The organism is Yersinia sp. LJYL362 (assembly GCF_048323875.1).
The window spans coordinates 1-24,710 of sequence record NZ_JBLWEX010000303.1 but is presented as its reverse complement, the minus strand read 5'-3'; the positions used below and the strand labels follow the sequence as shown (position 1 = coordinate 24,710).

Sequence of the window (24,710 nt, the reverse complement as noted above, 5' to 3'; positions counted from 1 at the left end):
CTTACAAAATTATTTATTCTGCATAAAATCTGACATGGATTGTGCCTTATTTATCCAGTTTGCTACAGTAATTTGTAGAAATAGGCAAGAGCAAGGCAGGAATGTGTCAATAAAGGATGAGACAATTCAGTTTCAACGTAACTCATTGACCCACCACAGGATTAAATGATATTAATCAATTTGATAGTCAATGTTAAAATTATCAATAATCGTTTTATGATATTAATAATAATAATTTTTATTTAATATCTACCCCTGGTTTTTCTGGATCGGTTTCGCATATAAGTAAGCTTTTATCTTAATGTCTCCGTGTATTTATGAACATGCCCTAATACCCAAGCATGGGATTACACTCATCGATAACTTTAGGATTGGGAGGCACCAGAAAAAATACGCATATTGATTTGATAAGGAAGTAATAAAGTGAAGTATTCTCGGACGCTATTAAGTTTAATGATTGCAGGAACATTGTCTCTAACAGCATTAGGCGCTAATGCTACTGATTTAGGTTGTGCGGGCGAAGAAATGCCCTTGCTGAGTGGGGCAGTACTCACCTGTGCCACTGAGCTTGGCATTAAGCCTAATCAAGAGTTCGATCTGTCAACTGAAGTCAGTGCAGCATTGGCTGATGGTAAGTCAATATTTTTCCCTGCTGGCAGCTATCTTATTGGCAGCGATATTGTGTTGAATGAAAAAAACAATTTGGTGGGTTCTGAAGCTGGTGTGACGATACTTCGTGGCGTAAAACCAGAGAAAGCCATATCTATTGGTAATAAGACTTACGGCATCCAGGTTAACCAAATCACAATAAAAAATATTATTTTCGATAATGCAACGGTTAATTTTTACGGCAACAAAAAAAATATAACCATAATAAATAATGCTTTTATTAATACAAACTCTACAGATGAGCAGCTTACTGTCTCGCATCACCCCTTTACAATTCATGGTAATGTTTTTTTACGCGATAAAAACTCCCCAGGGAACGGTATTAGCACCTTCAAAAACTCGAAAACCAAAATTGAAAACAATGTCATAGGGGATATCTCTGACGAAAATATCTTGCTAACCATGAATTATTATGATGTTGGAACTTTTAATGTCATTAATAAAATTAAAGAGTCCGCAAAAAACCAACAGCTTAATGTTTTGGATGAGCAAGGCTACTTTGTCGCCGGTTGGTATGCCACTGACGGACTAAAAAACTCTGTTTTCCGTAATAATATCGTGTCGGGGAATACTCTGGATTGCTTAGATGTTAGTGGAGAGACCGAAAAAGCGAAATGTACCATGACCAGAGACCACGCTATCTATATAAAACAATACAATAACGTTGACGTGGTTAATAATTATTTTAGTGGCTGGCCACGTGATGCAGCGGGTAATTTGAAATTCCGTAATGCATCCCATCTTTATTTTGTTGGTAACTATCTTAACATTGCTGAATTTAACGCCAGACCTTACGATAACAATAACAAAATGCTAAATATGGATAATACTTTCATATTTAATAATACATTTAAAGAGTCCATGATCGGTTATTGGCAGAATTTTACCGATACCGATGACCAATACATCAATGCGAAGAATTTTGTGGTCTTCGACAATTTATTTATTGCTGAAAAGCAGAACGAAAAACGTATTAATAGATCCTTTCGCAGTACTCACGGCGAATTTTTGGAAGCCAATAATCGTTATGCCGATAAAACACTAGTAGAAAATCAAGGATTTAAATCAGTAGATATTGCCACCGCCACAGAACGCTTACCTACTGACAAAGCAGCATTGTTAGCAGTAAAACCGATTCCATTGTGGAAAAAGATAGGCGATATCAGTGGCAAAGAGCTGAAAGATAACCAATTGGTCAGATTAGATATTGAAGCTGACGGCTACCCATCTCAATTTGTCGTTTATGCACCCGATAGAAAAGATAATTACTCCACCCACCGTTGGGCGGCAAAGTTAACTGCCTTGTTTAATGAAAAAATAAAAGGGGCCTGTGCCGGGGTACTGACCAGCAACGTGACGACTGACAATAGCTGTAAATTTATGGCGCCAAAAGGGTCAAGCTATTTAAACAATATTTATACCACTGAAGGTGGGGTTGCCACTTACACCACCAAGATTATTGATAAATATCTTGAGGTTGGCTATATTTCCGGTTCAAAAATCCAACTGGGTCAAACAGTGAAATTAGCGGTAACGTTCGAGGATGGAACACATAAGGAAGTGACTTATACGCCTGATGACGAGTACCGCACGGCGGGTCACCGCTGGACAACCGAGTTGGCACATAAAATCAATGCCAATATACCGGGCTTATGTGCAGGTCAGTATGGTGAATCCACAGACCAGGGAAATAACATCTCTAAATGCGGATCGGTGATCCCCTCTGGTTCATCACATTTAAACAAAATCTATACTGTTAACGGCCAATCGGCAAAAGTAGATATCAGCATTAACAATTAATTGTTAGCCAGAAAAAGCAAAAGATATCAACTTTGCTAAAAATCAGTTAAACGGACAGATAAATTTATTTTCTGTCCGTTTTTTTATGCGCGACGACATCAGAGACTACAGTGATAAAGCGGGTAACATCTGTTTTGCACCATTACTTTACAAAACAATCTGACATAAATTGAGTCTTATTTATCATGTTTTCTACAGTCATCTGGAGAAATAGGCAAGAGCAAGACAGAAATGTGCATTGCGGTATGCCATCAGGTTACCGACAATAACTATACCCGTCATACTTCAAGCTGCATGTGCGTTGGCTACGTTCAATCACCCGAATCACTTACAACACAGTAAGCTCATCGGGATTCTCTCCCTTGCCGCCTTCCTGCAACTCGAATTATTTTGGGTACATCAATAAACTCTTACCCCTCACTGGAAGACAAATCATGCAAAATTTCACTCTTCACACTCCCACTAAAGTGCTGTTCGGTACGGGTCAAATCGCGCAGCTGAATAAAGAAATCCCTGCTGATGCACGTATTTTGATTACCTATGGTGGGGGCAGCATTAAACAAAATGGTGTGCTCGACCAAGTTCACCAAGCGCTGAAAGGCTTTGATTTCCTGGAGTTTAGCGGCATTGAACCCAACCCTACCTATGAAACATTAATGAAAGCAGTTGAGGTTTGCCGGAAAGAGAAAATTACGTTCCTGTTGGCCGTTGGTGGCGGTTCTGTATTGGACGGCACTAAATTCATCGCTGCGGCCGTCAATTATCCACAAGACCCATGGCATATTCTGGAAACTACTGGCAGCGATATCAAAGAAGCTCTGCCGATGGGTTCCGTGTTGACCTTGCCTGCTACGGGTTCTGAAGCTAACAGCGGCGCAGTTATCAGCCGCCGTAGCACCGGTGATAAACAACATTTCTTCTCCGCTCATGTACAACCGCTATTTGCCGTGCTGGACCCAGAAGTGACTTATACCTTGCCACCACGCCAGGTCGCCAATGGCGTGGTCGATGCGTTTGTTCACACTATCGAGCAATATCTGACTTATCCGGTCGATGCCAAGGTGCAAGACAGATTTGCTGAGGGCTTATTGCTAACACTGATTGAAGACGGCCCGAAAGCCTTAAGTGACCCTAAAAATTACAATGTGCGTGCCAACATCATGTGGAGCGCGACCATGGCATTAAATGGCCTGATTGGCGCGGGTGTCCCGCAGGACTGGGCAACGCATATGCTAGGCCATGAATTGACCGCACGTCACGGGCTGGATCATGCACAAACATTAGCGGTGGTATTGCCAGCTTTGTTAGTGGCGAAGAAACAACAAAAACGCGCCAAACTACTGCAATATGCAGAACGTGTTTGGGGGCTGCATGGCGGTAGTGAAAAACAACGTATTAATGCTGCCATTGAAGCGACCCGTGATTTCTTTGAGAGCATGGGGGTGGCAACGCGTTTGTCCGCTTACAAACTGGATGGCAGTACCATTCCTGATCTCATTAAAAAGCTAGAAGAGCATGGTATGACTGCGCTTGGTGAGCACAGCGACATCACTTTAGCCGATAGCAAACGTATCTACGAAGCTGCGGTCTAACAATATAGTTTAGTGGAACCAACGTGATTTAAGCTAAGGAGATAAATATGGCGACACAACCCATTATCAAATTGCACGATGGAAATCTGATGCCACAACTCGGCCTTGGCGTTTGGCAAGCAAGTATTGAAGAAACACAACTTGCTGTCAGCAAGGCGCTGGAAGTCGGCTATCGATCAATCGATACAGCGGCTATTTATAAAAATGAAGAGGGTGTGGGTCAGGCGCTGAAATCAGCCCATGTCGCCCGTGATGAACTATTTATTACCACTAAGCTGTGGAATAGCGACCAAGATAATCCGCAGCAAGCACTGGAAGAGAGTCTGAAAAAGCTTCAGCTCGATTATGTGGATCTCTATCTGATCCACTGGCCAGATCCAGCACAAGATAACTATGTCAGTGCCTGGCGCGAGTTGATTGCATTGAAAGAAAAAGGGTTGATCCGTAGTATCGGCGTTTGTAACTTTAATATCCCGCATCTACAGCGGTTAATTGATGAAACTGGCGTTGCCCCTAGCGTCAATCAGATTGAGCTTCACCCCTTACTACAGCAACGGCAACTCCATGCCTGGAATGCCACTCATCATATTGCGACAGAATCCTGGAGCCCGCTGGCCCAAGGCGGCGATGGTGTTTTTGATCAGGCAATTATCCGTCAGTTAGCGCAGAAATACAGTAAAACACCCGCACAGATAGTGATCCGCTGGCATCTCGACAGCGGGTTGATTGTGATTCCGAAATCGGTGACACCTGCGCGTATCAGGGAAAACTTTGAAGTATTTGATTTTAAACTGCACAAAGATGAACTGACGGCAATTTCGAAGTTGGATAGCGGCAAACGACTGGGGCCAGACCCGGATGTCTTCGGATCTGACCGCTAGTTTAATGCCTGGCTTTCCCTCTGGCTGCACCACCGGAGGGTTTATTCACCGGCGCTCTGTTTGCGCCGGTTTTGTTGCCTGTCGTCTTGGGTGCGGAACTGCCTGTTGGTGTCAGCGCCACTTTGCCCGAAGGCGCTTTACTGTTAGGAGCTTTACCTGCTGAAGCAGCATTTGTGCGGTTACCCGGTTGACGCTGACGAGTGATAGCCGTGTGCTTGGTCAGCGCCGGTGTATGATGACGAAACGCCCGACGTGCTTCACGTTGTTCTTCCAGAGTGGGGGCCGGAACCAAACATTCACGGCGGCTACCAATTAAATGTTGCAGCCCCATTTCTTCTAATGCCGAACGAATCATCGGCCAGTTAACGGGATCATGATAACGCAGCAATGCTTTATGTAACCGCCGCTGACGATCTCCTTTCGGAACAACGACATCCTCGCTCTTATAATCGACTTTGCTCAGCGGGTTCTTGCCGGTGTAATACATGGTGGTTGAGTTAGCCAGCGGTGATGGGTAGAAGTTCTGCACCTGATCCAAACGGAAGCGGTTTTTCTTCAGCCAAAGAGCCAAATTCACCATATCTTTATCTTCCGTTCCCGGATGGGCGGAGATGAAATACGGAATCAAATATTGCTCTTTACCGGCCTGCTTAGAATAGGTATCAAACAGCTCTTTAAAGCGCTGATAGCTGCCCATTCCCGGTTTCATCATTTTTGAAAGAGGCCCTTCTTCAGTGTGCTCCGGGGCTATTTTCAAGTAACCGCCCACATGGTGGCTGGCTAATTCTTTGATATAACGAGGATCTTCTACTGCCAAGTCATAACGAACACCGGAGGCAATCAGGATTTTTTTAATCCCTTTCAAATCACGCGCTCGCCGATACAGAGAAATGGTCGGCTCATGGTTAGTGTCCATGTGCTGGCAGATTTCAGGATAAACACAAGATGCGCGGCGGCAAGTTTGTTCCGCTCGCGGCGATTGGCAACGCAGCATATACATGTTGGCTGTCGGGCCACCCAGATCAGAGATAATGCCAGTAAAACCAGGAACTTTATCGCGAATTTCTTCTATTTCACGAATAATGGAATCTTCAGAGCGGCTCTGGATAATGCGCCCTTCATGTTCGGTAATTGAACAGAACGAGCAACCGCCATAGCAACCGCGCATGATATTGATCGAGAAACGAATCATATCGTAAGCCGGAATAGGCGATTTCCCATAAGACGGGTGCGGCACACGCTGATAAGGCAGAGCAAAAACGCTGTCCATTTCTTCAGTGCTGAGTGGGATAGCCGGCGGGTTAATCCAAATATAGCGGTCACCGTGTTTTTGCATCAAAGCCCGCGCACAACCGGGGTTAGTTTCATGATGTAAAATCCGCGAAGTGTGGGCATACAAGACTTTGTCTGCTTTCACTTTGTCATAGGAGGGCAGCAAGACATAAGTCTTCTCCCATGGTTTGGGTTTAGCGGCCCGCACGGTAATAGGTTTGGCTTCCGGCTCAGGAACACTGTCTGTCGCACACGGCAAATCTTCGCCATAAGGGTTCGGAATAGCTTCAATACGGCCCGGTTTATCCAGCCGGGTAGAATCTACGCCACTCCACCCTGGTAACGGGGTTTTGCGCATCACCACGGTGTTACGCACATCCTGTATATCAGCAATTTTCTCGCCGGCAGCCAAGCGGTGTGCCACTTCAACCAGTGGCCGCTCACCATTGCCGTACACCAGCATATCGGCTTTGGCATCGACAATCACCGAGCGGCGCACAGTATCAGACCAATAATCATAATGGGCGATACGGCGTAAGCTGGCTTCAATTCCGCCCAGCAATACCGGCACGTGACTATAGGCCTCTTTGCAGCGCTGGCTATACACCAAAGTGGCGCGGTCTGGCCGTTTACCACTTTGATTATCCGGTGTATAGGCATCGTCATGGCGCAACTTACGATCAGCGGTATAGCGGTTGATCATCGAGTCCATATTGCCCGCGGTGACGCCGAAGAACAGATTCGGTTCCCCCAAGCGCATGAAATCATTTTTATTCGTCCAATCTGGCTGAGCAATGATCCCTACACGGAAGCCCTGAGCCTCCAGCATGCGGCCAATGATAGCCATCCCGAAACTGGGGTGATCGACATAAGCATCACCGGTGATGACTATGATGTCACAGCTGTCCCAGCCCAAGATGTCCATTTCTGCGCGAGACATCGGTAAAAATGGCGCAGTGCCATAGCATTCCGCCCAATAGGGCTGATAAGAAAACAGGTCACGCTCTGGCTGGATCAGGCTGGTACTCATGGCAACACTCTTTGAATTGGGGAAATGGAGGTGGTTCGGGTTAAGAAATCATCACCGGGCGGCGATTATACGCATTTATCCATGAAAAGAGGAAGGATATATCTTTTGATAACGAGATTTACGCAATCAGTTAAAACAGGATCACCGGACGATTATTCACCGAAACAATGATCCCATTCTTCTTAACCGAGCGTCGGTGCCGCTTGTGTCACCAACTGACCTGCGGAGCCACGATCTGCCATCTCAAGGCTCTGGCTGTAGAACAGGAATGGGAAATGTTCGGAAGAAACCTGATTGAAATACACCAGCAACTCCACATCACCATCGACCCAAACAGTATCTTTCCAGCCGCGATCTTCAGCCATCGCTGGCGCGCCATTCACATTTTTCACCAAGAATGACACACCCTGAATATGGAATGCTTGCGGCATGTCGGCGTGTATGGTCCAGCGCTCCCAAGTCCCTTGCTGTGCTTGAGCATCGACCCGATTCATATCCCAGATAGCGCCATTGATTCCCGGTAAGTCATCCCCTAAGCGGAAGTCGCGGGTACGCACCACACTGCCATCCAGAATCTGATCAGAGAGCAAACGCATTGGCAGGTTATCAGTGACCAACGGCAGCAAGCCAGTCGGTTTTAATGTCAGCACCAAAGTAGAAATTAAAATACTCGATGGCTCAAATAACCCGCGCAGCCTGTCCATAATCCCGGCAGACTCCCCCGCCGTAATGGACACTTCGCTCCCCTGCGACATATCAATAACCACTTCACGCCGCTCACCAGGAGCCAGTGAAAGCTGTTGTACCGCAACTGGCGCAGGCAGAAAACCTTGATCACTGGCCACCACATGCAGTGGGCGGCCGTCACTCAACTGCAAGATATAGCGGCGGGCATTGGACGCATTGAGTAAACGTAAGCGTACCCAACCACGGGAAACTTCAACAAACGGGCTTTGCACCCCATTAACCAGCAAGGTATCGCCGATAAAGCCGCCTTTGGCTGGCGGGTCATATTCCGGCACACCAAAGTTATCAAGCCGCTTATCCTGAATAATAATCGGAAAATCATCAACGCCGTAATGGCTTGGCAACGGCATCGCTTTGCTGACTTCATCTTCTACCAACCACATACCCGCGAGCCCATTATAAACATGGGGTGCCATGCGGTTAGGCGTATTGGCATGATACCAACAAGTTGCAGCGGGTTGGCGTACAGGCAAAACCGGTGACCAGTCGACGCCAGGGGAAATCATGCGTGCCGCCCCCCCCATTAACGTGCCAGGAACTTGCAACCCACTGATAGTCATAGACACCGGCTCAGTCAAACGGTTGCTGTAAATGAGCTTAACATCATCACCGTTGTACACCCGAACCGTCGGCCCCAGATACATCCCGTTGATACCCCATACCGCCGCTTTCTGCCTACCACTGAATGCCCAATGCGCCCGCTGTAGAGTCAAAAACAGCGGTTGGCCGCGGCGTGATTCCAGTAAAGGTGGAACGGGTAACGAGGGTTGCTGGGTACTATTAGCCTGTGCCCTCAATGGCAACGAACCCGCGCCAAGCGCTAAGCCCGTAGCCTGAATGAACTGGCGACGACTGAGTGACATATCTTCTCCGTGAAAACCACAATCAAACCTACTGCAAAATTTTGCCTGACTGCGAATAACGCTGAAGGACGGCAAAACGCTCACGACCAGAGTCGTTTAAATAAAACAATCATACCCGTCATACTTCAGGCTGCACGAGCGTTAGCTACGCTCGTTACTCGGCCCGTCCATGGGCCTCGCCTCTGCGAGGCCGCTGCAAACAGCGTTCCTGCAACTCGAATTATTTAGGGTATTCTTTATATCGATTATTTTTCAGTGGCTACCTGTTGGGCAATTTCTGCATCAAGTTGCTCAATTTTAGCCAGCATCAAATTGCGGCAATGTTCTGATAACTCGCGCACACGTTCTTTACCATAACCAGTGGTATCAACCGGTGGCATTATTTCTACAATAACTTTGCCATTTGACCAACGGTTCAACTTGATATTGTTAGTGCTGGACACACAAATTGGCACGATAGGCACCCCAGCAGCGATAGCGGCATGGAAAGCACCAGTTTTAAAGGGCAATAAACCCCGGCCACGGCTACGGGTCCCTTCAGGGAACATCCAGATAGAAACGTCCTTTTTTTTCACTTGCTCAACGACTTGAGCAATAGTGCCATGCGCTTTGGCGCGATTATCGCGGTCAATTAGCAGGTTGCCAGTCAGCCAATATAATGGTCCAAACAAAGGCACCCACAGCAAGCTCTTTTTACCTACAGTCACAGTGCCGGATTGAACCACATTAGACATCGTGACCATATCGTAGTTATTTTGATGGTTAGCGATATAAATGCAGGTGCCGTAGTTCGCCGCTTCCGAAGGAATTCGCTGTTCGACGGTAATCCCAAATAACACTGACATTCGGCCAAATAGATGGGCGAACGTGGCAAGGTTACGCGGATTTCTTGGGCGAAACAGGCAATAAATCGAACCAAACACACACACTAGAAAACAATATAAAACTGCCAATACCGTGCGCAAAATTAATAGCATAACAACCTCTTAAACACTCACTCTTAGATTTGTAATCGGCGCTAGTATAACGGCTTCCGGGCAAAACACCGCGCAGATTCCTTACCCTAATGATGTTACGCGACAGCGCGCGCAAATCGCGCGCTCCCTGTTACATTGACTGGCTGCAGACTTATGACTCTTCATTCTCTATGGGTATCGCCCGCTCAGGAGCATCAACATCAACGCGATCAATGCGTTGCAATCCACGAGGCAATGGTGAGCCTTTCCGACCACGTTCGGCACGGAATTTCTGTAAATCTTCTGGCCGTAAGGTTAGCTTACGTTTACCGAAGTGAAGGGTAATGGATGTTTGAGGCGGTAAGACGAATAGCCATACCAGGCGATCTTTACCCGCCGCCGCATCCGCAACGGGGATAGAGACTATCTTGTTGCCCTTACCTTTTGATAATTCAGGCAAATCTGCTACCGGGAACATCAACATACGGCCAGCCGCAGTGATGGATAACAACATATCATCCGGCCCATAAATCTCTAATGGCGGCAGTGCTTTGGCATTTTCCGGCAAGGTGATCATGGTCTTGCCCGCACGGTTTCTGGCGACTAAGTCATTGAAAGTACAAACAAACCCATAACCAGCATCTGACGCCATCAATAACTTCTGGTCATCTGACGCCATCAATACGTGTTCAATATTGGCACCCGGCGGTAGAGTCAACTTGCCGGTCAACGGCTCCCCTTGCCCACGCGCAGAGGGCAGTGTCAGTGGATCTAATGCGTAGCTACGGCCGGTAGAATCCATAAAGACGACCGGTTGGTTACTCTTACCGCGGGCCGCAGCTCGGAAACTATCCCCCGCTTTATAACTTAGCCCACTCGGATCAATATCATGGCCTTTGGCACTGCGCACCCAACCCATTTCAGACAGTACGATGGTCACCGGCTCAGACGGCACAATGTCATGCTCACTCATGGCTTTGGCTTCACCACGTTCAGTCAGCGGCGAACGGCGATCATCGCCATAAGCGGCGGCATCAGCCTGAATTTCTTTCTTAATCAGGGTATTAAGTTTGCGTTCGGATGCCAGCAATGCCTGTAATTGATCGCGCTCTTTGGCTAATTCATCTTGCTCACCCCGGATCTTCATCTCTTCCAATTTGGCTAAATGGCGGAGTTTCAGTTCGAGGATCGCTTCAGCCTGAGTTTCAGAAATCGCGAAGTGCTGCATCAACAGCGGTTTTGGCTCATCTTCAGTACGGATGATATGAATAACTTCGTCAATATTCAGGAAGGCAATCAATAAGCCTTCTAAAATATGCAGCCGCTTCAGTACCTTTTCCAGACGATAATTCAGTCGGTTACGCACGGTTTGACGACGGAATACCAACCACTCGGTCAGGATCTCCAACAACCCTTTCACTGTCGGACGATGATCCAAGCCGATCATATTCATATTGATACGATAGCTTCTTTCCAGATCCGTAGTGGCGAACAAGTGGTTCATCACTTGATCCAGATCGACACGATTGGTACGCGGAACTATCACCAAACGAGTAGGGTTTTCATGGTCAGATTCATCACGCAAATCTTCAACCATCGGCAATTTCTTGGCGCGCATCTGGCTGGCAATCTGTTCCAGCACTTTAGCACCCGAAACCTGATGTGGCAGTGCGGTAATCACTGCACTACCATCTTCTTTCTTCCATAAGGCCCGCATCCGCACTGAACCACGGCCATTCTGGTAAATTTTACGAATTTCATCACGCGGAGTGATGATTTCTGCTTCCGTCGGGAAATCGGGCCCTTGCACAAACTCCAACAACTCTTCCAGGGAAGACGTTGGCTTATCAATCAGCGCAAGCACCGCCTGTGCAATTTCTCGCACATTGTGCGGAGGGATATCCGTTGCCATGCCCACAGCAATACCGGTGGTGCCATTCAGCAGAATATTGGGCAGGCGCGCAGGTAGCATTTTCGGCTCCTGCATGGTGCCGTCAAAGTTCGGCACCCAATCAACAGTTCCCTGCCCCAACTCACCCAGCAACACTTCTGCATATTTGGATAAGCGAGATTCGGTATAACGCATTGCCGCAAAGGATTTAGGGTCATCCGGTGCCCCCCAGTTCCCTTGACCATCAACTAATGGATAGCGGTAAGAGAATGGCTGTGCCATCAGCACCATTGCTTCATAACACGCGCTGTCACCATGCGGGTGGTATTTACCCAGCACGTCACCCACGGTACGGGCTGATTTTTTGAATTTAGCGCTATTGTTCAGCCCCAGTTCGGACATTGCGTAGACGATGCGCCGTTGCACCGGCTTTAAACCATCGCCGATAAACGGCAACGCCCGATCCATGATGACGTACATGGAATAGTTCAAATAGGCGTTTTCAGTAAAAGTGTGCAGCGGTAAGCGTTCTGCACCGTCATGAGTCAAATCACTCATTACTCAATTATCCTCAGACTCTGGAGGCGATCACTGTCAGTCAGCAGATCGGCACCGCAAGTTCATTGTCAATTTCTGCCCGCGATAGTACCTCATCTGCGGGGTGACTGTCACAACCCACAGATAATCTCAATCTTTCAGCTTTGCAACATTGGCCGCACTTTCTATCAGCGGGGTAACAAAACGATATCATCATGTAGCCTACCGCTTCTCTTCCCTTCATATACTGGCTATGCGCTGGTATTCCTCCCGCTGTTATTCACTCCCCTAACAGCTGCCGGGATGACGGCGTGCAAATCAATACACAGAGTCAATGTCGTTTCGCTTGCAATAAAAGTAGGAGAATACCCATGGCATCACCCAACATTCTGCTGTTACGCATCGACAACCGGCTGGTTCACGGCCAGGTTGGCGTGGCATGGTCCTCATCTCTTGGGGCAAACCTGTTATTGGTTGCTGACGACGGCGTCGCGCAGGACAAACTCCAACAGCAAATCATGTCGATGACAGCTGAATCCATGGGGTTGGGGATCCGTTTTTTCTCCATCCAAAAAACCATTGATGTCATTGGCAAAGCCTCTGCTGAACAGAAAATTTTCATCGTGTGCCGCACTCCAGATGAGGCCCGCCGCTTGGTAGAAGGAGGGGTTCTTATTCGTGATGTGAATGTTGGCAATATGCATTTTTCGGAAGGCAAACATCCGCTGACCAAAAAAGTGTATGTCGATGATAACGATCTGGCAAACCTGCATGCAATTCAACAGCATAACGTCAATGTCTTTATTCAGGACACTCCGAGTGACGGCAAAGATAAAGTCCAGTAAATAGCCGCCGCATCAGGGTATATCAATCCGCCAGAGCTTAATTCGAGAATGCGGAAACCGAGAATACTCTGCCCTACAACACCTTTGGTGACGGAATTATTTATGCATGAAATAACAATGATGCAAGGTATTGGGCTGGCAATTATGGCCCTGATTGTCGGGATCGATTTTTGGTTGGAAGCACTGTATATCTTCCGCCCACTTATCGTGTGTACCTTAACCGGTGCCATCCTCGGTGATATCCAAACCGGTTTGATTACCGGCGCACTGACTGAACTGGCTTTTACCGGCCTGACCCCGATTGGCGGTACCCAGCCACCCAATCCGGTACTCGCGGGTATTATGACCACCGTGATTGCTCACAGCACGGGGGTTGATGCGAAAACAGCCATCGGACTCGGCTTGCCTTTTAGCTTCTTAATGCAGTACATCATTCTGTTCTATTACTCCGCTTTCTCGTTCTTCATGCAGAAAGCGGACCGTTATGCCGAAGAAGCTGATGGTGCAGCTCTCGGGCGCTTAAATCTATTGTTAACCGCTATTGTTGCTATAACTTACGCCGCCGTCACTTTCCTGTGTGCGTATGTGTCTCAAGGTGCAATGCAAAGCCTGGTGCGCTCGATGCCAGCCTGGCTAACCCACGGGTTTGAAGTGGCCGGCGGTATCTTGCCTGCGGTTGGTTTTGGCTTGCTATTGAAGGTTATGATGAAAACGCCATTCACCCCCTTCTTCATTATTGGTTTCCTGTTTGTCACTTTTATACCGGTACAAAATCTGTTGCCTGTCGCGCTACTGGGGACGGCTTTCGCTATCTACGAATATTACAACCAACAGAAAAAAGCCGCCCAAGCCGCTGCCGCACCTGAGGAGATGAATGATGGAATCTAATACCTTGCCAACAACAACTGATATCAGCGCAGAGCCAACCACCAAGTTGACGCGCCGAGATATCACCAAGTTAGGTTTCCGTTCGGCACTGCTACAGTCAGGTTTTAACTACGAGCGCATGCAGGCCACCGGCTTTGCCAGCGCTCAAGCCCCATTATTGAAAAAGATTTATGGTAATGACAAAGCGGCGCTGTCAGCGGCCATGAAAGACAATCTGGAATTTATCAATACCAACACCAACGCCGTTGGTTTCTTGATGGGGTTATTGATTTCACTGGAGGAACGTCATGAAAGCCGTGATCTGATAAAAGGGCTGAAAGTGGCATTATTCGGGCCACTTGCAGGTATTGGTGATGCAATTTTCTGGTTCACCTTACTGCCGATTGTTGCTGGGGTTTGCGCCTCTTTCGCCAGTCAGGGCAGCATATTAGGGCCAATCATTTTCTTTGTGGTTTATCTGGCGTTATTTTTACTGCGTGTGGTGTGGACTCACCTGGGTTACACCTTAGGGGTAAAAGCCATCGATAAACTGCGGGCCAGTTCGGGGGCTATTTCCAGAGCAGCGACCATCCTCGGTGTGACTGTTGTCGGTGGGCTGATTGCTTCATATGTCCATATTACCGTAGCGGCAAAAGTAGCGGTGACAGCGGGACATGAGGTCTCCATTCAGGAGGCCTTCTTTGACAAAGTCTTCCCTAATCTGCTGCCGATGGTCTACACCTTGCTGATGTATTATTTGCTGCGCGCTAAGAAAGTCAGCCCCGTGACTCTCATTCTGGTGACGTTCGTCTTGTCTATCGCGCTGTCATGGCTGGGTGTGTTGTAACTCCACGATTCGTTTCAATTTTTACTGCGCTGGCTCATTGCCAGCGCCCAAGGACCTTTTATGGTAAGCATTATCATCACTGGCCACGGGCGTTTTGCCAGTGGATTGCATAACGCCCTGGAGCAAATCATTGGCCCACAACAACAGATTGTTGCTGTCGATTTTCCGGTCGGCATGAGCACTCAGCAGTTAGATCAGTCATTACAACAGGCACTGGATACATTACCTGTGGAGCAGGGAGTGGTGTTCTTCACCGATTTGCTGGGGGGCTCCCCCTTTCGCAGTGCGGTCCAATTGAGTGTGCAACAATCTCAATTTGAAGTTATTGCTGGCACCAATATGCAGATGCTGGCAGAGACAGTGTTAGATAGAGATGAAATCCCTACTGCCAGCGAATTTGTCCAACAGGCACTGGCCGCTGGAAATCGGGGAATCGTTCGTTTTGTACTCGAAAGTGATATCCCAAATCATCATGGAAACGATGAGTCCGAAGGTATCTAGCACGCTCTGATACGGCTCCCCTCTGTTATGGAAGGGCACACTCGCCCTTCTATTCAATGGAATCTAAAATAGATATCCCTGTCGGCCCTACCCGATGATTTGATTCACCACTGTTAAGATCTCACTGCGATTAATGCCGTATTCAACTGTTGCACAGCCTGCTGGGGGGTCTGCTCTGGATGAGTGAAAAAGTAGTTCAGGACGTGGAAAAAGATCTCTTTAGTTTGCGCATCTGTCGCCATCGAATGCGCCATACTTGGCAGCAATTTCCCCGATACTTCCGCCTGACGGAATGCTTTACTCGACTGCTGAGCACAAGAATCAAAATTCTGCAAAGAGACATCCATTCGGGCGGGAATTGAGCCTTTTAATTGATTAAAAGTTACCTGAAACTGCTTATCCATCAGTACATCAGCTAAATGACGCTGACCAGAGACCATGACCGGGTTACCATTTTGCTGCAAAATAGCAAAGCTGTCAGTGTTATAAATAAAATAATCCTGAGTTCCTGGTGCCAAAACACACAGAAACTCTTTGCCGGGACGATCACCATCTTGCATCATTTCGCCTTTGGCCCAGTCACCCATAATCATCATCGCGGCTTTGCCACTGCGTAGCATTTCTACCGACTCATGCCACGGACGGTTAGCAGCATCTGGATCGATGTATCCTTTAATTTTGCGAAATTTTTCCAACACCTGCACCATCTTCGCACTGGTGATTGCGCTGCTACGCTGTTCCATAAACACCTGACGGTAGAACTCCCCCCCTTCCATACCTAATAGCAGATTCTCAAACACGGTGGCGTCCTGCCACGCCTGCCCGCCATGTGCTAGTGGTATATAGCCTGCAGCTTGCAGCTTATCTGCTACAGCAAAAAACTCATCCCAGGTGGTGGGAACGGCTAATTTCAATTGGGTGAAAGGTTTAGGGTTAATCCACATCCAATTGATACGATGTATATTTACTGGTACTGCAACATATTCACCGCGGTATTTAATATTAGCCTTGATGGCGGGAGGCAAAACCTGATCCCATTCAACAGTTTGTTCCGGCGTATAAGGACTAGAGAGAAATCCTAGCCTGGCCCACTCTTCAATTGCTTTCCCTTCAAGCAGGGCCGCCCCCGGTGGATTACCGGCAATAGCACGGGTTTGTAAGACACTGTAAGCACTCTCTCCCGCCCCACCCGCAACGGCAAAATCCTGCCAGTTATCGCCTTTTTCAGCCAGCGCCTGTTTTACCGACAGCAGTGCCGCCTGCTCGCTAGACGAGGTCCAATAATGTAAAACTTCAACATTTACTGCTGAAGCATGGGCTGCAACCAGCAGCAAAGGGATAGCAAATAGCGTTTTCAGCATGGACAATAGACTCAGTTATAGCGTTGTAAGCGGATTTCCACTATCAGGCCGTTGGCAGGGTGATTACGTAATGTCACTTCACCGCCGTGTGCTCTGGCAATACTGCGCGCAATGGCGAGCCCTAATCCGCTGCCACGATTATCCTGCTGCAAACGGTAGTAAGGTTTAAACACTTTCTCCCACTGATCCTCTGGGATGCCAGGACCAAAGTCACGGATAAACAGCATGATATAATCCCGATGATCTGACAGGGTTATCTCTACCCGTTGACCATAATTCAGCCCATTCTCCACGATATTGTTCAGTAGACGTTTAATCGCCAACGGGCGACCAAAAATAGGGTTGGCTTTGCCGGAAACATTGACATTAAGATAGGCATCCATTGTTTTCCTTAGTAAATTCATAATATCAATGGATTCCATATTTTCATGTAAATCAGTATCTTTCATGCTTTGCAGTGCGCCTTTGACCATCATTTCCAAGTCCGCAACATCCCGCTCAAACTTTTTCCCCAATCTTTCATCTTCCAGCATTTCGACCCGTAATCGCAGGCGAGTAAGCGGGGTTTTCAAGTCATGGCTGATAGCAGTAAAGAGCATTTCCCGGTTATGCAGGTAAGCTCTCAGGCGGCTTTGCATTTGATTAAAGGAGCGAGTCGCCGTCACCAGTTCTGCGCTGCCTTCTTCCGGTAAAGGTTCACTGTCCAATGAGCTATTGAGTTCAAGCGCACCATGAGCTAACCGCGCTAATGGTTTCAGTTCACGGCGAATCAGCCACCAGGTAAAAAGCAGCACCAAAAGCAAACTACACAGGGTAAAACCGACCTGGCGCAAACTAAACAGTGGGCTTTCTAACTGATCGTAAGGGGGAGGCAGTGGTGCGGCGAGAAACAGCCATTCATGGGTATTGAGTTGTAACTGGATGACTAATACTGGCGCATCTTTGTGAGATGTCGTGATACCAAAACGTGCCCATGCAGGGGGCAGATTCTCCACCAGCACTCCAGCATTAAAGACCTTTAGTTGATCCGCGGGAGTCAAAGAAATGATTGCCGCCTGCCGTTCCCCTAGTTGTGTTCGCAACTCCTGTTTTGCTTGTGAAACAACCGTTTTGGCGGCTTGGCTGCTCAGTAATTGCACTTCGTCCAATACATGATTATTGATCGAAATAAAAAACTGCGATCCCCCTAATGCAAGCTGTTGTTGCAACACCAAGTGGCGATAATTATGAGGGAGAGAGGACATAAAGTTGTAACTGGTCAGCATGCCCTGCACCAGCCCTTTAATCGTACTTTCCAGGCTCGCCTGATTCCGCAAGCTGAATTGACGATACCAGATTGATCCCGAGATACTTTCAGCCAGCAGCAGTGCAATCACCAGCATACATAGCATGCGGCTCAGAAGTGAGCGGGGCCACAATGGCCGGAACATATCCTGTAACCAGCGGAAGTAACGCCCCGAATCAATATTCACGAGTCACATCGCAACATAGCATGTAGCCCTGATTACGTAGGGTGCGCAACAACAGGCGCTGGCTATCTTGCAGGCGTTGGCGTAAACGGCTAATTTGCACATCAATCCCCCGTTCCAGAGGGTTATTTTCCCGTCGGCGGGTTATTTCAGAAATCTGGTCTCGGTCGAGGATCTGGTTCGGATGGCGCAAAAATAGTGAGAGCAAAGTAAACTCAATCCCCGATAGTGGTTCACTCTGCTTTTGTGGGTCAATAAGCTCCCGCCGGACTAAATCCAGTTTCCAGCCGTTAAAACACAAAAAACGCGCCTCCGTACCGGGACTTTGTACGATTTGGTTACGACGCAAGAGCGCCTTAACCCGCGCCAGTAACTCACGGGCACTGAAGGGCTTAGCCAGATAATCATCCGCACCCAACTCCAACCCAATGACTTTATCACTTTCATCAGATGCAGCTGTCAGCATAATGATCGGCACCGCCGAGACTTGCCGTGCTTTACGACAAAGGGTGAAGCCATCGTCGCCGGGCAACATGACATCCAAAATGACTAAATCCACGGATTCCTGCTTCAATGTTGCCAGCAAGTGTTCGCCATCTGGCAGCGAAAGCACACGAAAATTCGCTTTGGTGAAGTATTCCGTCAACAGGCTGCGGATCTCTTCGTCATCATCAATTACGAGCAAAGTATGAGGGGACATAATGGCGCTGACCTGAGTAAACGAGCGCTGCTGACAGGCAAGCAGTGTACCGCTATAACTGGGTGTGCAGCTATATGCGACGAGGGATTAACTGCGTTCTGAGAGCTGCCTCAAAACTGTTGTTCTGTTGTTTCGGTGCAATAGAATTCAATGCGGGGGGCTTCGCAAGTTCGTGCCTAAACAGTTTCATTGGGTGGTTTTGTTGCTTATTCAGCAATAGTGTTATGCATCATTGTGTATTTTTCTCTGGAAATGAAACCATTAGCATACTCAGTATTACGAGTTAGGCAGTATCAAGCCTCTATTATTTAAATGAGTTATATACCCAAAATAATTCGAATTGCAGGAAGGCGGCAAGCGAGTGAATCCCGATGAGCTTACTCAAGTAAGTGATTCGGGTGATTGAGTACAGCTAACGCACATGCAGTTTGAAGTATGACGGGTATAGCTTTAAAAAGGTATATCAATGAGTAACGTACTAATTATTAACGCAATGAAAGAGTTTGCGCACTCCAAAGGGGCGCTCAATCTGACTCTCACTAATGTCGCTGCCGAGTTTCTTCAGGAAAATGGTCATCAGGTTAAAATCACGACGGTTGACCAAGGCTATGATATTGAAAGTGAAATTGAAAACTATCTGTGGGCCGATACTGTCATTTATCAAATGCCGGGTTGGTGGATGGGCGAGCCTTGGATTTTGAAAAAATACATTGATGAAGTCTTTACCTATGGTCATGGCAAACTGTACCAAAGTGATGGCCGTACACGCTCCGATGCCACTAAGGGCTATGGTTCTGGTGGCTTAATTCAAGGTAAAACCTATATGCTTTCAGTGACCTGGAATGCACCACTTGAAGCGTTTACTGATCCAAATCAGTTCTTCGAAGGGGTGGGTGTTGATGGCGTTTACTTGCATTTCCATAAAGCAAACCAGTTCCTTGGCATGAAGCCATTGCCGACATTTATATGTAACGATGTGATTAAACAACCCGATATTGAAGGTGACATTAGCCGTTATCGTCAGCATTTGGCCGAAAACTTTAAGTGTCAGGCTATTTGATATCACAGCATCACACCTAAGTTGGAGTCGCTATGATTACCGTTTTTGCAGAAATAAAGGTCAAACCGGGCCGTCGCCAGGCGGTGTTGAACGCCATTGATAAACTCATACCTGCCGTGCTGGCAGAAGAAGGTTGTGGCGGCTACGTGCCGATGATTGACGTACCAACCCAGCTTGATTGGCAAAAGAATTCGCCGGACTCAATTTTCATGCTGGAAAAGTGGCAAAGTGTTCATCATCTGGAGTTACATTTACAGATGGAACACATGCATCAACATCGTGAAGTGATTAAAGATGATGTACTGGATGTGAATATTCATATTTTAACTTAGCCTTCTTACTTGAAGTTGCAGCGGTGTTAGCGGCTCTCACTCACCCGAATCACTTACTTAAGTAAGCTCATCGGGATTAATGAGCCTCAAAGAGGCTCACCCTGCGGGCTAGCATAAATGCTGTTCAAATCGGTTTTCAACCGATTAGTCATTCGTTTGCTGCCTTGCTGCAACTCCAATTACTTTGGCTAATACCCTTCTGACTTGATGTTGCAGTAGCGTCAGCGACTAATCCCTGAGCCAGTTAATGCCCTGCAACTTGATCTGCTCACTCACATAATCCAGAAAACAGGTAATCCGTGCCGCAAGCTGAGTATTGCGATAATAAACCGCGTTAATCGGCTGCCAGGTTTCCAGAATTTGATCTGCCATTACCTCAACTAAACGCCCCGTCAGCTGATCTTCTCGAGTCATAAAATCTGAGAGCTCGACGATCCCTTCCCCCTGCAAAGCCAGCAAACGCAATGTTTCACCACTGGATGCAGCCAGATTGGGAATGATTGACAAACGCCCGCCCGGCAAATGAGGTAATGACCACTGATTAAGGAATTCGGGCTGAGTGAAGCCGAGCAGACTGTGATTTGCCAGGTCATCAATTGTATGGGGAGTGCCGTGACGTTGTAGATACTCTGGGCTGGCGAGGATGCGCACCCTGCTAGCCCCCAGCAGACGCGCATGAATTGTCGAATCTCGCAACGCGCCAATGCGGATCGCGATATCAGTCCGTTGTTCCAGCAAATCGATATTCAGGTCATCGGTATTCAGTTCAAGAATGATTTGCGGATATAGTGCGCGAAAACCGGTGATCATCGGCACAATCACATGTTGCATAAAAGGCGCTGCCGCATTCACCCGCAACCGCCCAGCCGGTTTTAGCCGCCGCAGCGCAATCTGCTCTTCAGCATCATCAACCGCACCGAGGATCTGCCGCGCATGAGTGAGGAACAGCGCCCCCTCTTCCGTCAATTCCAACCGCCGAGTGGTGCGGCGCAGCAAAGTAGTCGCCAGCTTCTGCTCCAGCCGACTTAATGCCCGACTGATGCCTGATGTGGTCTGGCTGCGTTGCTCCGCAGCCGCCGTAATAGAGCCGCAGTCGACTACCGAGGTAAACGCCTGCAACTCTTCTAAGGTTATTTTCATCGATTAACCCCTGTCATCGATCAAACCTCGATCTCGGCGGTATCCCCTTTCTCTTGTAGCCAATTGCGGCGATCTTCGGAGCGCTTCTTCGCCAATAACATATCCATCATCGCCATTGTTTTATCAATATCGTCATCACCAATGGTCAATTGCACCAAGCGACGGGTGTTGGGATCAAGAGTGGTTTCACGTAACTGCAGCGGGTTCATTTCACCCAACCCTTTAAAACGCTGCACATTCGGCTTGCCGCGTTTGCGTTTCAGTTGCTCCAGCACACCAGCTTTCTCTTCTTCGTCCAGTGCATAGAACACTTCTTTACCTAAATCAATGCGATACAACGGCGGCATTGCCACATACACATGACCATTGCGAACCAAGGCACGGAAGTGACGTACAAACAGTGCGCACAGCAAGGTGGCGATATGCAAACCATCAGAATCCGCATCCGCGAGGATACAGACTTTACCGTAGCGCAGTTGGCTCAGATCTTCGCTGTCGGGATCAATACCAATCGCCACTGAGATATCATGAACTTCCTGCGAGGCAAGGACTTCATCTGAGGACACTTCCCAAGTATTCAGGATCTTCCCTTTCAGCGGCATGATCGCCTGATATTCGCGGTCACGCGCTTGCTTGGCAGAACCGCCCGCGGAATCCCCTTCCACCAGAAACAGTTCAGTCATGCTCAAATCTTGCGAAGTACAGTCGGCCAGTTTACCGGGCAGTGCCGGGCCGCTGGTCAGTTTCTTACGCACCACTTTCTTGGCCGCACGCATACGGCGCTGAGCGCTGGAAATAGCCAACTCCGCTAACTGTTCAGCTGCTTGTACGTTCTGATTCAGCCATAAGCTGAATGCATCTTTTACCACGCCGGAAACAAAGGCCGCGCACTGACGTGAGGAAAGTCGCTCTTTCGTCTGGCCGGCAAATTGTGGATCTTGCATTTTAACTGACAACACATAGGCGCAGCGTTCCCAGATATCATCTGCCGAGAGTTTGACGCCACGTGGCAAAATATTGCGGTATTCACAAAATTCGCGCATCGCATCAAGCAAGCCCTGACGCAAGCCGTTAACGTGAGTGCCGCCCTGCATGGTCGGGATCAAGTTGACGTAGCTTTCAGTCAGTAATTCGCCGCCCTCCGGTAGCCATAACAGTGCCCAGTCGATAGCTTCGGTATCTCCGGCAAAAGAGCCGACAAACGGCACTTCTGGCAAGGTAATCAAGCCGTTAACCGCTTCCATCAGGTAATCAGTCAGACCATCAGCATAACACCAGCGCTGCTCGGTATTATTGACCTGATCTTTAAAGACGATTTCCACACCCGGGCACAGTACCGCTTTCGCTTTAAGCAAATGAGATAAGCGAGATACTGAGAAACGCGGGCTATCGAAGAAAGAAACATCTGGCCAGAAATGTACGCTGGTACCGGTATTGCGCTTGCCGCATGTACCGATAACCTGTAAATCCTGCACTTTATCGCCATTTTCAAAGGCAATGCTGTAGATTTGGCTATCGCGACGCACTGTTACTTCAACACGTTTCGATAAGGCATTCACAACTGAAATACCTACACCATGCAAACCACCTGAAAACTGATAGTTTTTATTCGAGAATTTGCCGCCGGCATGTAAACGACACAAAATCAGTTCAACCGCAGGAACGCCTTCTTCAGGATGGATATCAACCGGCATCCCACGGCCATCATCAATTACTTCCAGTGATTGATCGGCATGCAAAATGACATCAATGCGACGGGCATGGCCTGCCAGTGCTTCATCAACGCTGTTATCAATCACCTCTTGACCAAGGTGGTTTGGCCGCGTGGTGTCCGTGTACATTCCCGGACGACGACGCACTGGTTCTAAACCGCTGAGTACTTCAATGGCATCAGCGTTATAGCTGGATTCAGTCATGGTTTGATTAATATTCGGCTAATGGTTGGAAGGCTAGCGGTGACATGCCCGGCAGGCCATAACGGCCTGCGGTGCGATACCCACGGCAGTAACAAAACCTACTGTATCGGATGATGCTTAAACCGCAGATATCAAACGGTCGCTAGCCCTAAAAAAGTCACAATCGGGGAGAAATAATGATCAAAGCCGACAAAGGCATGATTCCCACCTGATTCTACTGTTTGCCGACAAGGGGTGTAATAGGCAACCGCTTGACGGTAATCGAGGACTTCATCCCCGGTTTGTTGCAATAACCAGAGTAAATCCGGTGATCCCAACTTTTCAATCTGCATGGCTTTCAAATCGTAAATATGTCGAGACTCTAACACATATTGTTGCCCGGTGTAGGGGTTCTCATTTTCACCCAGATAATCGCTGAGCAGTTCGAATGGGCGCACTGCTGGGTTAACCACTACGGCGGGAATACTAAAGCGTTGGGAAAGCCAGGTCGCGAAATACCCCCCGAGGGAAGAGCCAACAATACCCATGGATTGACCGGCTTTATCCATTACGATGCTTTCCAGCATTTCTGCGGCCTGTGCCGGATAAGGCGGTAATTGGGGTACCAGCATCTCAATATGAGGATGGTGTTGCTGCAACCAACTTTTGAATGTCGTTGCTTTGGCTGAGCTGGGTGAGCTATTAAAGCCGTGAATATATAGAAGCGTACTCATCAATAACCATCCGCGTCCATGTCCGGGCAGAACTCATCACTGGCTAACCGACGAACTTCAGTTTCAAGTCTTCCATCAGGCAGTAAGTCGAGGTAGCGCCATCCCGGTGCCACGGTATCAAGTGTGAAATTAGTGCAGTGCGGTTTGAACTGCACACAGGTAGAAGGGCTAGCCAACAGGCGCTTGCCATACCAATCGAGATCCAAATCCTGATGGATATGCCCACATAATAATGTAGTAACGCGCGGATAGCGGGTCAGCACTGCCGCCAGCATATGCGCATTGCGCAGGCTGTGTTGATCAAGCCAGGTGCACCCCGAAGGCATTGGGTGATGGTGTAATAATACCAATGTATAGCGTGCTGGATGTGCCGCCAGGCAGCGCTCCATCCACTCCAACTGATACTCACTCAATTCACCATAAGGAACACCAAAGACCTGGCTGTCCAATAATAGAATCTGCCAGTTATCACCCACCAGAACATGCTTTGAAGGGGCAATACCCGCACTGGCTAAGGCATCCACCATAGCAGGTTGGAAATCATGATTACCGGGAAGCCAGACACAGGGCGCTGGCAAACGGGAGATACCCTTTGCAAAATTTTGATAAGCGGCAACGGAATGATCCTGAGCCAAATCACCTGTTGCAACAATAAGATCAAAGGGGTGCTGCTCAGCAATAATCGCATCCAGCACAGCGCGATAACTGCGAGAAGTATTTA

At 48.0% G+C, this 24,710-nt stretch carries 20 protein-coding genes; 9 read left to right on the top strand and 11 right to left on the bottom strand.

All coding sequences use genetic code 11. The features are described from left to right. Positions 1 to 423 precede the first annotated feature (423 nt). The 3 genes from ACNSO8_RS22815 to dkgA all read left to right on the top strand — a co-directional run bounded on the left by ACNSO8_RS22815 (position 424) and on the right by dkgA (position 4,942). Entirely contained in the window at positions 424 to 2,469 is a 2,046-nt protein-coding gene (locus ACNSO8_RS22815; protein ID WP_418396010.1) for a hypothetical protein, read from the top strand. A gap of 434 nt (positions 2,470 to 2,903) precedes the next feature. Further along, positions 2,904 to 4,061: an alcohol dehydrogenase gene (yqhD, locus tag ACNSO8_RS22810; protein ID WP_418396009.1), complete on the top strand. Its 1,158-nt coding sequence runs from the start codon at positions 2,904 to 2,906 to the stop codon at positions 4,059 to 4,061. Between the two features lie 47 nt (positions 4,062 to 4,108). After that, positions 4,109 to 4,942 (top strand): 2,5-didehydrogluconate reductase DkgA, encoded by an 834-nt coding sequence (dkgA, locus tag ACNSO8_RS22805; RefSeq protein ID WP_418396008.1) that lies wholly within the window; start codon positions 4,109 to 4,111, stop codon positions 4,940 to 4,942. Between the two features lies 1 nt (position 4,943). Here the strand turns inward: dkgA and ACNSO8_RS22800 are convergent, their stop codons facing one another. The 4 genes from ACNSO8_RS22800 to parC all read right to left on the bottom strand — a co-directional run bounded on the left by ACNSO8_RS22800 (position 4,944) and on the right by parC (position 12,259). After that, entirely contained in the window at positions 4,944 to 7,244 is a 2,301-nt protein-coding gene (locus ACNSO8_RS22800; protein WP_418396007.1) for a YgiQ family radical SAM protein, read from the bottom strand. 182 nt (positions 7,245 to 7,426) lie between these two features. Then, positions 7,427 to 8,854, bottom strand: a complete 1,428-nt coding sequence (ftsP, locus tag ACNSO8_RS22795; protein WP_418396006.1) for a cell division protein FtsP — start codon at positions 8,852 to 8,854, stop codon at positions 7,427 to 7,429. Between the two features lie 245 nt (positions 8,855 to 9,099). Beyond that, positions 9,100 to 9,831 carry a 1-acylglycerol-3-phosphate O-acyltransferase gene (locus ACNSO8_RS22790; RefSeq protein WP_418396005.1) on the bottom strand — a complete coding sequence of 244 codons (732 nt, stop codon included), beginning with the start codon at positions 9,829 to 9,831 and terminating at the stop codon, positions 9,100 to 9,102. A 151-nt stretch (positions 9,832 to 9,982) separates the two neighbouring features. Then, a complete protein-coding gene (gene parC, locus ACNSO8_RS22785) occupies positions 9,983 to 12,259 on the bottom strand; it encodes a DNA topoisomerase IV subunit A (RefSeq protein ID WP_418396004.1) in 2,277 nt (758 codons plus the stop codon). A gap of 350 nt (positions 12,260 to 12,609) precedes the next feature. On the opposite strand from parC, the gene agaB reads away from it, so the two are divergent. From agaB to agaF, 4 genes are all read left to right on the top strand, one after another. Next, on the top strand, positions 12,610 to 13,083 hold the full coding sequence (agaB, locus tag ACNSO8_RS22780) for a PTS galactosamine transporter subunit IIB (protein WP_418396003.1): 474 nt from the start codon (positions 12,610 to 12,612) through the stop codon (positions 13,081 to 13,083). 102 nt (positions 13,084 to 13,185) lie between these two features. Next, the gene (agaC, locus tag ACNSO8_RS22775; protein WP_418396002.1) at positions 13,186 to 13,971 is read left to right on the top strand and encodes a PTS galactosamine transporter subunit IIC; all 786 of its coding nucleotides are present in this window, start codon (positions 13,186 to 13,188) and stop codon (positions 13,969 to 13,971) included. Further along, positions 13,961 to 14,797, top strand: coding sequence for a PTS galactosamine transporter subunit IID (gene agaD / locus ACNSO8_RS22770; RefSeq protein WP_049559394.1), 837 nt, complete (start codon positions 13,961 to 13,963; stop codon positions 14,795 to 14,797). The genes agaC and agaD overlap by 11 nt, the downstream gene beginning before the upstream one ends. 60 nt (positions 14,798 to 14,857) lie before the next feature. Beyond that, positions 14,858 to 15,298 (top strand): PTS galactosamine/N-acetylgalactosamine transporter subunit IIA, encoded by a 441-nt coding sequence (gene agaF / locus ACNSO8_RS22765; RefSeq protein ID WP_418396001.1) that lies wholly within the window; start codon positions 14,858 to 14,860, stop codon positions 15,296 to 15,298. A gap of 113 nt (positions 15,299 to 15,411) precedes the next feature. Here agaF and ACNSO8_RS22760 read toward each other — a convergent pair whose 3' ends face one another. The 3 genes from ACNSO8_RS22760 to ACNSO8_RS22750 are packed head-to-tail and all read right to left on the bottom strand — an operon-like array spanning position 15,412 to position 18,828. Continuing rightward, entirely contained in the window at positions 15,412 to 16,659 is a 1,248-nt protein-coding gene (locus ACNSO8_RS22760; RefSeq protein ID WP_418396000.1) for an ABC transporter substrate-binding protein, read from the bottom strand. 11 nt (positions 16,660 to 16,670) lie between these two features. Next, the gene (locus tag ACNSO8_RS22755) at positions 16,671 to 18,131 is read right to left on the bottom strand and encodes an ATP-binding protein (RefSeq protein ID WP_418395999.1); all 1,461 of its coding nucleotides are present in this window, start codon (positions 18,129 to 18,131) and stop codon (positions 16,671 to 16,673) included. After that, positions 18,121 to 18,828, bottom strand: a complete 708-nt coding sequence (locus ACNSO8_RS22750; RefSeq protein WP_050112279.1) for a response regulator — start codon at positions 18,826 to 18,828, stop codon at positions 18,121 to 18,123. Before ACNSO8_RS22750 ends, ACNSO8_RS22755 begins: the two co-directional genes overlap by 11 nt. A 466-nt stretch (positions 18,829 to 19,294) precedes the next feature. On the opposite strand from ACNSO8_RS22750, the gene ACNSO8_RS22745 reads away from it, so the two are divergent. Both ACNSO8_RS22745 and ACNSO8_RS22740 read left to right on the top strand, forming a co-directional pair. Continuing rightward, positions 19,295 to 19,888: an NAD(P)H-dependent oxidoreductase gene (locus ACNSO8_RS22745; RefSeq protein WP_418395998.1), complete on the top strand. Its 594-nt coding sequence runs from the start codon at positions 19,295 to 19,297 to the stop codon at positions 19,886 to 19,888. A gap of 32 nt (positions 19,889 to 19,920) precedes the next feature. Then, positions 19,921 to 20,220 carry a putative quinol monooxygenase gene (locus ACNSO8_RS22740; RefSeq protein WP_418395997.1) on the top strand — a complete coding sequence of 100 codons (300 nt, stop codon included), beginning with the start codon at positions 19,921 to 19,923 and terminating at the stop codon, positions 20,218 to 20,220. Positions 20,221 to 20,448: 228 nt separating this feature from the next. Here ACNSO8_RS22740 and ACNSO8_RS22735 read toward each other — a convergent pair whose 3' ends face one another. The 4 genes from ACNSO8_RS22735 to cpdA form a co-directional block, all read right to left on the bottom strand. Beyond that, positions 20,449 to 21,360: a LysR substrate-binding domain-containing protein gene (locus tag ACNSO8_RS22735; RefSeq protein ID WP_418395996.1), complete on the bottom strand. Its 912-nt coding sequence runs from the start codon at positions 21,358 to 21,360 to the stop codon at positions 20,449 to 20,451. Between the two features lie 20 nt (positions 21,361 to 21,380). After that, positions 21,381 to 23,276: a DNA topoisomerase IV subunit B gene (gene parE / locus ACNSO8_RS22730; protein WP_418395995.1), complete on the bottom strand. Its 1,896-nt coding sequence runs from the start codon at positions 23,274 to 23,276 to the stop codon at positions 21,381 to 21,383. A 131-nt stretch (positions 23,277 to 23,407) separates the two neighbouring features. Further along, the gene (yqiA, locus tag ACNSO8_RS22725; RefSeq protein WP_418395994.1) at positions 23,408 to 23,989 is read right to left on the bottom strand and encodes an esterase YqiA; all 582 of its coding nucleotides are present in this window, start codon (positions 23,987 to 23,989) and stop codon (positions 23,408 to 23,410) included. Continuing rightward, a partial coding sequence (cpdA, locus tag ACNSO8_RS22720) for a 3',5'-cyclic-AMP phosphodiesterase (protein WP_418395993.1) occupies positions 23,989 to 24,710 on the bottom strand: 722 nt, incomplete at its 5' end. The genes cpdA and yqiA, both read right to left, overlap by 1 nt.